Origin of the sequence: Streptomyces sp. AHU1 (assembly GCF_045343905.1) — a bacterium.
Classification (GTDB): Bacteria; Actinomycetota; Actinomycetes; order Streptomycetales; family Streptomycetaceae; genus Streptomyces; species Streptomyces triticiradicis.
The window spans coordinates 8,804,755-8,810,774 of the sequence record NZ_CP174283.1; the positions used below are offsets into that span (position 1 = coordinate 8,804,755).

A 6,020-nucleotide genomic window follows, 5' to 3' on the forward strand; every position below is an offset into this window, starting at 1 on the left:
TCAGGGGCTTTTGACGTACTCCTGCCGCACCCGGGGTGGCCAACTGCCACTGCTCAGAATGCCCAGCGTGTAGGCGCGGGAGACGAGCGCCGGCCGGTTGGGAACGTCCAGCTTCCGCAACATGGCGCCGACGTGGTACTCGATGCCTTTGCAGCTCAGGTGCAGCCGGCCGGCCAACTGCACGGTGGAGGCACCGGCGGCGACCTTCTCGAGGATTCTGGCCTCCATCTCGCTCAGCAGGGGCGACCGGGCACCGCCCGGCGGGCATGCGGGGGTCGGAAGGTCGACCTGGACCAGCACGAGGAGCGGACTGTCGGCGCGGGCATCGGCCTGCATCCGCAGTGCCGTGAGATTGCCCCCCACCGCGTTGTCCGGGCGCGGCACCTTGACGTACTCGGTGAGACGGCCGGTGCGGCCGAGACGGAGCTGATCGAGACCGGCCCGTAGCCGGGGGCGGCTGTCAGGGTGGAGGAGGTCGGCGAACGCGATGTCACGGACCTCGGAGGTGCTGCGGTCCAGCAGGGCGAGCATGGCGTCGTTGGCCCGTCGGATCCGGCTGTGCGGGTCCAGCGTCGCCACTCCGACTCCGGAACGCTCGAAAAGGGAACGGAACATGGCCGCCGACCGGGACGGTGTGCGTTGGTGCGCAGAGTGATTGATTTCAGCCCGGGGGTGTTCCGCCGGACAATTTAATGCATCTGGCATGAAGTTCCTCGTGGGAAGTTGTCAGACGACTGCGCCAGTGGCTTCTGCTGAGCTGGTCAACATCACCCGGATCCCCGATGCGCGAGGTGTCGGACGAAGCGTCGGTGTCGGACGGAAGTCGTCGGAAAATCGGTTCCAGCCCAGATACTTCTTGTGCCGAAGGCTAGTTGCACGTTTATCCACGCCGCAACTCGACGTGATTAGCGTCACGGTTCCCGTCCGCTGTCATCGCGTCGGATATCGGTCGGCTTTCTAGGGATTTCCGGCCGACGGCGTCATGAGAATGTCCGGTGCCACCGGCCTTCATGCGGAGAGGACGCGAGCCATGACCATGGCCGAAAACAACATTCCCTCGATGGCGTCGCTGACCTCGCCCCTGCTCGGAATCAACGAGGAATTGCGGGCGATGCAGGCGGAGCGGCCCATCTGGAAGGTCAGAACCTACACCGGTGACGAGGCCTGGCTGGTCATGGGCGCTCCGGAGATCAAGCGGCTGCTCGTCGACAGGAGGCTGGGTCGCTCGCATCCGGACCCGGCCAACGCGCCGAAATACGCGCCGAGTCCGGTCTTCGAGCAGATCATGACCGAGTTCGGACGTCATGCCGAGATCCGGGCGTTGCTCACGCCGTACTTCTCCCGCACGTCCATGCGGGGGATGCGGCCCAAGGTCGAGGCGGCCGTGGCGGAACTGGTCGACACGATGCTGGCCGGCGAATCCCCGGCGGAACTGCAGAAGGTGCTGGCGCGTCCGTTGGCCATGCGAGTGATGTGCGAACTCGTCGGCATCCCCGTGGCCGACCAGGAGCTGGTCGGCCGGCTTCTGCACCAGATGGCCGGTCTCGGCGCGGGCGACGGCGACGCCACCCTCGACGCCTACCTGGCCGGGATCGCGGCGCAGAGGCGGGCCGAACCGCGCGAGGACATGATGTCCGGACTGGTCGCCGCGGGACAGACCGATGAGCGGGTGGCGACGCTCGTCGCGATGCTGCTGTTCGCCGGCGGCGAGAGCGTCGCCACGCACATTGGGTTCGGCGTGGCCCGGCTGGCCACCGATGACGCGCTGCGAGAGGCGCTGAGCCACGACCCCGCGCTGGTCGAGCCGGTGGTCGAGGAGATGCTGCGCACCGCGAGTCACGGTGGTGGGGCGCAACCCCATTACGCCAACGCGGACATCGAGATCGCGGGGGTGACCATCCGGGCCGGAGACCTCGTGCTGCCGGACTTCGCGCTGGCCAACTTCGACGCACGCGCCTTCGAGAACCCGGAGGCCGTCGACCTCACGCGCAGCCCGAACCAGCACCTGGCGTTCGCGCACGGCATCTGGCACTGTCTCGGCGCGCCCCTGGCCCGGATGGAGCTGCGGACCGTCTACACGACCCTGTTCGAGCGAGCGCCCTCCATCCGTCTCGCGGTGCCGCTCGACGAGCTGAACCGCGAGACGGACCGGCTGTTCTCGACCATGCCCGAGCTGAGCATCACCTGGTGACACCGCTCTGTCGGGAGGCACCCCTTCGGGTGTCTCCCGACACGGCTTCGAACTGTGCCGTGTACAGACGGGCGTAGGCGCCGTCGACGGCGAGGAGTTCGTCGTGCGTGCCCTGCTCGACGATCCTGCCCCGGTGCATGACGAGGATCAGGTCGGCGTCACGGACGGTGGACAGCCGGTGCGCGATCACGAAACTGGTGCGGCCCCGGCGCAGCCTTGCCATGGCCTGCTGCACCAGCAGTTCGCTGCGCGTGTCCACCGAACTGGTCGCTTCGTCGAGGATCAGCACGGACGGCGAGGCGAGGAACGCCCGCGCCACCGTGATGAGCTGTCTCTCGCCGGCGCTGATGCCCGCGGCCTCGTCGAGCACCGTGTCGTAGCCCTTCGGAAGCGTCCTCAGGAAGTGGTCCACCCGCATGGCCCTGGCCGCGGCGACGACCTCCTCGCGCGTCGCCTCCGGGCGCCCGTACGCGATGTTCTCCGCCACCGTCCCCTCGAACAGCCACGTGTCCTGGAGCACCAGCCCCATGTGTGAGCGGAGGGCCTCGCGGCTCATCGTCGCGATGCCCACGCCGTCGAGCAGGATCCGCCCGGCATCGGGTTCGTAGAAGCGCATCAGGAGGTTGCCGAGCGTCGTCTTGCCCGCGCCGGTCGGACCCACGATCGCGACCGTGGTCCCCGGCGGCACCGACAAGGAGAAGTTCTCGATCAGCGGACGGTCCTGTCTGTAGCGGAAGCTGACGTCCTGGAACTCGACGTGACCGGACACGGCGGCGAGGGAGGCCGGTTCGGCGGGTTCGGCGGACTGCTCGTCGGCGTCGAGGAAGGCGAAGACGCGTTCGGCCGAGGCCAGGCCGGACTGGAGCTTGCCGACCACCGCGCCGATCTGGCCCGCCTGGTTGCTGAACTGGTGGGTGTACTGGAGGAAGGCCTGCACCTCGCCGAGGGACAGCGCGCCCGAGGCGACCCGCAGCACCCCGATGACGGACACGGCGACGTAGTTCAGGTTCGACACGAAGCCCAGTGCGGGTTCGACGGTCGCCGCGAGGAACTGCGCGGCCGAGCCCGCCCGGTACGCCTTCTCGTTGTGCTCGTCGAACTCCGCCTCGCTGTGGGCCTGCCGTCCGAACACCCGTACAAGCGCGTGTCCGGTGTACATGTCCTCGACGTGCGTGGCCAGGGCGCCGGTCGCGGCCCACTGCTCGGCGAACCGCGGCCGGGCCCGGGCACTCAGCTTCGCCGCGATCACGGCGCACACCGGGAGGCTCGCCAGCAGCAGAGCCGCCAGCAGCGGCGAGATCACGAACATCACCGCGGTGAGGCCGCTCGCGTACAGCACGGCGGTGCCCAGCTGACTGAACGTCTGCTGGAGCACCTGTTGCAGATTGTCGACGTCGTTGGTGAGGCGGTTCAGCAGCTCGCCGCGCGGCTGCCCGTCGAAGGAGGCGAGGGGCAGCCGGGCCAGTTTGGCCTCCGCCCGGGTCCTGACGTCCCGGGCGATCGCCTGTACGACGTTCGCCGCGATCCGCTCCTGCACGAAGTTGGCGGCCGACCCGGCCGCGTACAGGGCCAGCGCCGTCAGCAGCACCGACGCCACCGCCGCGAAGTCGATGCCGTGACCGGGCGTGAAGTCGACCGTGTCGTACACGGAGGCGAGGGTGCCGTGGCCCTCCGCGCGGAGCCGGGCCAGTGCCTGCTCCTCGGTGAGTCCGGCCGGCAGCGCCTCACCGGCCACGCCGGCGACGATCAGGTTCGTGGCGTGCCCGAGGCGGAGCGGGGCGATGATGTTCACCACGACCCCGGCGAGGCTCACCAGGACGGTGACGGCGAGGACCCTCCGGTGCGGGCGCATCAGCCGCGCGATCGCCCGCAGGGTTCCCCCCGGGTCGGCGGCCTGCTTCTTCTCGGTCACGCCGCTTCCTCCATGTTGTCGAGCTGGGACCGCACGATCTCCTTGTACGTCCCGTTCTCCGCCAGCAGTTGCTCGTGAGAGCCCCGGCCCACCACGCGGCCGTCCTCCAGCACGAGGATCAGGTCGGCGTTCTTGACGGTGCCCACCCGCTGCGCGACGACCACCACCGTCGCGTCGGCGAGTTCCGGGGCCAGCGCGTTGCGCACGGCCAGGTCCGTCGCGGCGTCCAGGCCGGAGAAACAGTCGTCGAACAGATAGATCCCGGGCCGTCGCAGCAGGGTTCTCGTGAGGGCGAGCCGCTGCCGCTGCCCGCCCGAGACGTTCGTGCCGCCCTGGGTGATCTCCGCCTGCAGCCCACCCGGCATCGCCGCCACGAACTCGCGCGCCTGGGCGGTCTCGAGCGCGTGCCAGAGATCCGCGTCGGTGGCGTTCTCGTTGCCCCAGCGCAGGTTGGACGCGACCGTTCCCGCGAAGAGGTAAGGCTGCTGCGTGACCAGACCCACGGCACGACTGCGGGTGCCGGCGTCCAGATCACGCACGTCGACCCCGTCCACCAGCACCGATCCGGACGTGGCGTCGAACAGCCGCACCACCAGGTTCAACAGGGTGGTCTTGCCGCTCCCGGTGCCGCCGATCACCGCCACCGTCCGGCCGGGTCCGGCGATCAGGTCGATGTCGTGCAGGAACGGCTCCTCCGCGCCGGGATAACGGAACCCGACGCCGCGCAGTTCCAGGTGCCCCGGCCGCGGCCCGGACACGACCGGCCGGGAGGACGTGGCCGTCCCCGGGGCGGTGTCGAGCACCTCACGGATGCGCCGCGCGGCGGCGGCGGCCCTCGGAACCGTGAGCATGACGTACATGGCGATGACCATCGAGGTCAGCACCAGCACGATGTATCCGAGGAACGCGCTCAGCGCTCCGACCTGCAGCGCGCCCGAGGCGATCCGCTTCGCGCCGATCCACGCCACCACCACGGTGAACCCGTTGCCCAACAGCCACACCAGCGGGAACATGCCGGCCGCGAGCCGACGCACCCCGCGGGTCAGCACGAACATCTCTGTGTTCGCCGCGCCGAACCGCTCCTGCTCGTGCGTGTCCCGTACGAAGGCACGTACCACGCGCACGCCGGTGATCTGCTCACGGAACAGCCGGCCGATGGTGTCCATGCCGCCCTGGATGCGGTCGTAGAGCCGGCCCATCCGGGTCAGGATCACCGCCACCACGACCGTCGTCACCGGGATCAGCACGATCACGACCAGCGCCAACGGCACGTCCTGGCGCAGCGCGAGCACCACGCTCACCACGCACATGATCGGCGCGGTGATGATGCTGCTCAGCCCGTCGGCCGCGAGGGTCTGGACCTGCTGCACGTCGTTGAGCGTCCTGGTGGCCAGGGAGGACGTGCCGAAGCGCCCCACGTCGTGCGCGGAGAACCGCTGCACGTGGCGGAACATCGCCGACCTCAGATCGCGGCCGACCGCGGTGGCGGCACGCGCGGCGAAGTACTCGGCTCCCAGCCGCGCGGCGAGCTGGGCCACGACGAGGAGCAGCATCCCCGTACCCAGCCAGATGATCCCCGGCAGCGACCCCACCAGCAGTCCCCGGTCGATGACCTGCGCGCTCAGCGTGGGGAGCATGAGGAGCGCCAGCGTCTGCGCGATCTGGAGGGTGACGGTCAGCGCGACCCAGGTCCGGTAGGGGCGCAGGTACGTCCTGAGCAATCGCAAGAGCACGCGGTACTCCGGAAGTCGATGGCGGTTGGCCGCCGGGCGCGTGCGTCCGGCGCGGGCAGCGTCCCCCGGACCGGGTCGGTGATTCCCTAGTGTCCCCGCACCGCTTTCGCTCCCGACACTAGGAAATTCCGGCTGCCCGGAGATCGAGACTGCACGAGGGTGTCCGCGAGTGAATGGAAGCGAC

The 6,020-nt window shown here is 69.5% G+C and carries 4 protein-coding genes; 1 reads left to right on the plus strand and 3 read right to left on the minus strand.

Going from position 1 to position 6,020, the window contains the following annotated elements; translation table 11 throughout:
- Complete coding sequence (locus ACICHK_RS38945; protein ID WP_406840674.1) at positions 1–615, minus strand: LuxR C-terminal-related transcriptional regulator; 615 nt, start codon at positions 613–615, stop codon at positions 1–3.
- Positions 616–1,030: 415 nt separating this feature from the next.
- Between ACICHK_RS38945 and ACICHK_RS38950 the strand changes: the two genes are divergently transcribed.
- A complete protein-coding gene (locus ACICHK_RS38950; protein WP_406840675.1) occupies positions 1,031–2,191 on the plus strand; it encodes a cytochrome P450 in 1,161 nt (386 codons plus the stop codon).
- Here ACICHK_RS38950 and ACICHK_RS38955 read toward each other — a convergent pair.
- Entirely contained in the window at positions 2,181–4,103 is a 1,923-nt protein-coding gene (locus ACICHK_RS38955) for an ABC transporter ATP-binding protein (RefSeq protein ID WP_406840676.1), read from the minus strand. The genes ACICHK_RS38950 and ACICHK_RS38955 overlap by 11 nt on opposite strands.
- Positions 4,100–5,836, minus strand: coding sequence for an ABC transporter ATP-binding protein (locus tag ACICHK_RS38960; protein ID WP_406840677.1), 1,737 nt, complete (start codon positions 5,834–5,836; stop codon positions 4,100–4,102). Before ACICHK_RS38960 ends, ACICHK_RS38955 begins: the two co-directional genes overlap by 4 nt.
- Between the last annotated feature and the right edge of the window lie 184 nt (positions 5,837–6,020).

Bases quoted from the DNA above. Each gene is read 5' to 3' on its own strand.
- ACICHK_RS38945 (WP_406840674.1), bottom strand. From the start codon at position 615: ATGTTCCGTTCCCTTTTCGAGCGTTCCGGAGTCGGAGTGGCGACGCTG.
- ACICHK_RS38950 (WP_406840675.1), top strand. From the start codon at position 1,031: ATGACCATGGCCGAAAACAACATTCCCTCGATGGCGTCGCTGACCTCG.